Origin of the sequence: Mycobacterium sp. (genome assembly GCF_049673265.1) — a bacterium.
Lineage (GTDB): Bacteria > Actinomycetota > Actinomycetes > Mycobacteriales > Mycobacteriaceae > Mycobacterium.
On record NZ_JBATXN010000587.1, the window covers coordinates 1 to 4,507 of the forward strand.

Below are 4,507 nucleotides of genomic sequence, written 5' to 3' on the forward strand. Positions count from 1 at the left end.
TCGGACATCTTTGCCGGCGTTCATCCCGGCGACGGTCTGGTCGTGAATGTAGGCGATGGCGTCGCGCAGCCGGGTCAGCTCGGCGTTGATGCGATCGACGCCCGCGATCGGGTCGAAGTGGCCCGTCACCAACAACTCGGGTTGCAGATCGCGAACCCGCTCGACCGACGCGATGGCTGTCAATGCGTCGCGGTATCGGTCGCCGCGTATCGTGACGAGGTTGGGGATATGGCCGAGGAGTGGTCCGAAAGTGTTTCCGCACAGGCAGATCCGTTCATCCGGCAACCAAATCACCAGCGAGTCGCTGGTTTCGCCGCCCGGCACCGAGATCAACTCCATGCGCCGACCACCGACTTCGAGCGTAAGCGTGTCTTCGAAGTCGAGGTCGACGGCGGGAACGCTTTGCGCCGGCAGGCGCTTGGTGCCCAGACGGCGTTGGATGGCCTGGATACCGGTCGCCAGGGTGTCCTTGAAAGCAAACGCGCTGCGGCTGGCCCGATACGGGATCAGCCGTTCGTTGTCGTCTCGCCATAGCGTCCAATTCGCTTGTGCGACAACCGTTGTATCCGGGTCTCGCACACTGTCCAAACCGCCGACGTGGTCGACGTGACCCTGGGTGAAGATGATGTAGCGCACCGGCGAGGCGTCGACGGCATCGAAGTTGGCGCGGTGCACGGGTCCCTCGAAGCCCATCCCGGTGTTGACGATCACCCGGCCGTCATTCGTGGTCAACAGGTAGGAATTCGACAAGCCTGGCGAGCACCACAGCCCCGGGCCGATCTGCTCGGCCGTTTCCGCGGATGCCGGGCGCATGGCGTCGGCGCCCGGCCGGGTGCGGTAGACCGGTTCAAACGTCACTGTTTCTCCTTCATTCGGCGCGTACGTCGAACCTGTCGAAATAAAAGTCGAACCGGGCGCGGAGTTCGTCGGGCGAGATGCCGAAGTGCCGTTGCAGGTCGTAGCGGATATGGCCGTGCTTGCCGCGGGGATTGCCGTCGAGGTAACGCTGGAAGCTAGCGCGCACCTTGGGTGTCAGTTCGACTGCGCCGCGTCGGTAAAGCTCGTCCAGCAAGGGCATTTCGTTGCCGTTGAGATGGTGGAAGCTGATGTCAATGCTGCGTTCGGCCGGCACCAGGTCGCGGTCACGCACGCACGCGCTGAGCAGCCGGTGCACCCGGTCGCTCCAGTAGTCCAGCAGCCAGTCTGGTTCGATGCTGGTCCGGCGCAACCGGTCGGAGTAGGCCATCATCGTGATCGCCGACTGGATCACCGCCACCGGATCGCGATGCGTGAACGCCACTATCGCGTCCGGGAAGGTGGCCATCAGCGGGCCGAGTTGCTCACAATGTTGCGGACTTTTCAGCACCCAGGTTCGCGGACCACGCAGGAAGGTCAACGCCTGCAAGACTTTCTTCATGTATGCGTAGTGCCGGTTTTGATCGAGGCTCAGGTAGAAGTCTCGCCAATCCGGCACGCGTGCATGCCATTCCAGAACGTAGCCGGCGAGATCGAGGTCGAGCAGTTCCACTTCCTCTTCGATCGCCTCGGGGAACCGGTCGTGCATCGCGGCCACGACGGGGGCGCTAGCCATCAGCGCGTCGTGTTCGGATTTAGCTCGCGCGTAACGGGGGTCGACGCCGAAGATGTCGGGTCCTGCGCCGGGCACCGGGATCGGATCCTGGCTCTCCCAATACGGCAGCGCGCGCCGTCGCGGATCGGCTGCGATGAGATTGACCAGGTGAGTGGTGCCGGATCGTGGCATCCCGACGACGATGAACGGCTTCTCGATTCGGATCGACTCGATCTCGGGATACCGCTTGAGCAGGTCGGTCAGCGACAGCCGGTTGCGCAGCAGGCGCACCACTCGTTGCCGCAGCGACGAGCGGGTGAGCTGGGTCAGACCATGGTCGGCTTCGATCGCGGCCAGATGCGTGGTCAAGCGGTCACGGAAGCCGTCGGCATCGTCCAGGTCGTCGACGCCCGCTTGCTCGGTCGCCTCATCAAGCATCCGATCGATGTCGAAGTCGATGCGTTTGGCCTCAGTGAATTCCAGAATCTGACGCTGTACATCGGTCAGCCGCGGCGACGTCAAATCGTCAAAGTCGATACTCAAGTCAGAACGTGTTGGTGAAAAGCAGTTCGAGAGACCCGAATAGGCTCTGCAACAGTCCGCTGTCGGCGGCCCCGTGGAGGAGCACTGCACTAAGCCACGCGTCGACGTTATCGGCGGGGAGGGGGATGTCGACAAGTGTGAGCTGGCCGTCGGTCGTCGTCGTCGCGTCAGCGACTTCCGTCGGTGTCAACCCCAGGTACTCCACGTGCGGACCGAAGATGTCTAGCAGCGCGCCAAACAGGCCCTTCGTTGCGAACTCCTCTTCGAAGTTGGCGACCGGATCGGTGTCCAGACTGTAGATGGTCGCCGGGTACAGGTCGTCCGGAGTCACGTTGCCAAGGACCTCGTTCATCTGTAAGAGGTTGAGCAGAGAGTTCGTGAAGCTCGTACCGAGGGTCTGATCCATGTCCGTTTCCAGGTTGGACCAAACGCCGGTGACGGGAAGCGACGGGTCGCCGATGAACACGAAGTGCAGATCGTCGCTGGGAATGCCGGCTTCTTCGAGCCGGGTCATCGCGATCGACTCGACGGTGGCGCTTTGCGAGTATCCGAAGATTGTCAGCGGGTGCTCGGCGCTGAAAGCGCCCGGATCGGCGTTAAATTCGTTCTCCACGGCGAGAACGACGTCGTCGGCGCCGGTGAGACTACTCGGTCCCTGTTGGACCAGCTCGGGCGTGGTCAGGACCTGCAGCGGCGCGGCGCACGGGTCAGTCCCGATCATGTCGCAGACCGTCGAGCCGGTCGCGCCACCGTCGAAATCCAACGGGTTCAGAAACAGATCCTCAGCGGTCTGCGCGAACTCGGTCGACGGCATCGGCTCGGTGGTTCCGCCCAGGATGATCGCCGTCTCGCTCCCGGATAACGCGTCGTCCGCGTAGGCGGGGGCGGCTTGATTGATCATCGCGCTAGCCAGGCCAACGAACACGCCCACGACGGCCAGCTTCGCGAGCGACTTATATCCGTTCACCGCAACACTCCTTACTCCCACCAGAGCGCGCCCAATGTGAGCTGCGTCATCGCATCTTCTTATCTGAAGTTAATGCTGGTTTCAAGGAGCTCTCAGTCTTTGACGGCCCACGTCGCTGCGTTTAGCTGAGTCGGGCCGGGGTAAGCAGGGGGAATGTCCGAGATGATTATTCAAACCCCCGACGAAGTGATCGCGTTCCTTAAAGCGCAGCACAACCTCATCGAGGACATGTTCGACCAAGTCCTGCATGCATCAGACCCGCAAGCGCGCGAGAAGCCATTTGTTCAGTTGCGCCAATTGCTGGCCGTGCACGAGACGGCCGAGGAGATGGTCGTGCATCCTCGGGTGCGCCGTGAGGTTGATGCGATCGACTCGATTGTCGATGCTCGGCTCGAAGAGGAGCACGAGGCGAAGGAGCTGTTGTCCACAATCGAGAAGCTCGACATCACCTCGCAACAGTTCATCGACGAGCTGATCAAGCTGCGCGACGCAGTGCTCGACCACGCCGCCCATGAGGAGAAATTCGAATTCCCGAAGTTGCAGCAGGAACTCAACGCCGACGAGCGTAAGCGGCTGACATCAGCGGTTCAGGCTGCCGAGGCCATCGCACCAACCCGCCCGCACGCCGGGGTGGAATCGCCTCTTTTGAATTTCGCCGTCGGACCGTTCGCGTCGATGCTCGACCGTGCCCGCGACCTGATTGATAGTGCCCGCAGTTAAACCAACCGCGATGTGAGGGCACCGGTTAACTCCTCCGTACTGTGGGTGAAGTGAGCGTTGCTCCGGATACCACCGTTGCCCTGCAAGACCGCTTCTTCCGCGACTTGCCCGAGATGGCTGTCCGGTGGCAAGCCGAGACCTTCCCCGACCTGCAGCTGCTGGCGCTCAACGAGCCGCTGGCCACAGAGCTCGACCTCGACGTGGCCTGGCTGCGCGGTCCCGAAGGGCTGCGTTTCTTGGTGGGCAACCTGGTTCCCGACGATGCCGCTCCGGTAGCCCAGGCCTACGCCGGCCATCAGTTCGGCGGTTACGTGCCACGGTTGGGCGACGGGCGCGCGCTGCTGCTCGGTGAGCTCGTCGGCACCGACGGGCGCATCCGCGACATCCATCTGAAAGGCTCGGGCCCGACGCCCTTCGCCCGCGGCGGTGACGGCCTCGCCGCGGTGGGACCGATGCTGCGCGAATACATCATCAGCGAGGCCATGCACGCGCTGGGTGTCCCGACGACGCGATCGCTGGCAGTGGTCGGCACCGGACGCCCGGTGCAGCGCGAGACGCTGCTGCCCGGCGCCGTGCTCACCCGCGTCGCCAGCAGCCATCTGCGGGTGGGGAGCTTCCAATACGCCGCAGCCACCGCCAATCTCGACCTGCTGCGACGGCTGGCCGACCACGCGATCGCCCGCCACCACCCCGCCGCGGCCGACGCC

5 protein-coding genes are annotated in these 4,507 nt (G+C 63.4%); 2 read left to right on the top strand and 3 right to left on the bottom strand.

Translation table 11 applies throughout. The features are described from left to right. From WBF82_RS19910 to WBF82_RS19920, 3 genes are all read right to left on the bottom strand, one after another. Window positions 1–813 (bottom strand): MBL fold metallo-hydrolase (locus WBF82_RS19910; protein WP_424384664.1); only part of this gene is annotated, 813 nt, incomplete at its 3' end. 55 nt (window positions 814–868) lie between these two features. Continuing rightward, window positions 869–2,113 (bottom strand): sulfotransferase family protein, encoded by a 1,245-nt coding sequence (locus WBF82_RS19915; RefSeq protein ID WP_424384660.1) that lies wholly within the window; start codon window positions 2,111–2,113, stop codon window positions 869–871. A gap of 1 nt (window position 2,114) precedes the next feature. Beyond that, the gene (locus WBF82_RS19920) at window positions 2,115–3,080 is read right to left on the bottom strand and encodes a PE-PPE domain-containing protein (RefSeq protein ID WP_424384661.1); all 966 of its coding nucleotides are present in this window, start codon (window positions 3,078–3,080) and stop codon (window positions 2,115–2,117) included. A gap of 153 nt (window positions 3,081–3,233) precedes the next feature. On the opposite strand from WBF82_RS19920, the gene WBF82_RS19925 reads away from it, so the two are divergent. Next, a complete protein-coding gene (locus tag WBF82_RS19925; protein ID WP_424384662.1) occupies window positions 3,234–3,800 on the top strand; it encodes a hemerythrin domain-containing protein in 567 nt (188 codons plus the stop codon). Between the two features lie 50 nt (window positions 3,801–3,850). Continuing rightward, on the top strand, window positions 3,851–4,507 hold a 657-nt coding region (locus WBF82_RS19930), incomplete at its 3' end, for a protein adenylyltransferase SelO family protein (protein WP_424384663.1).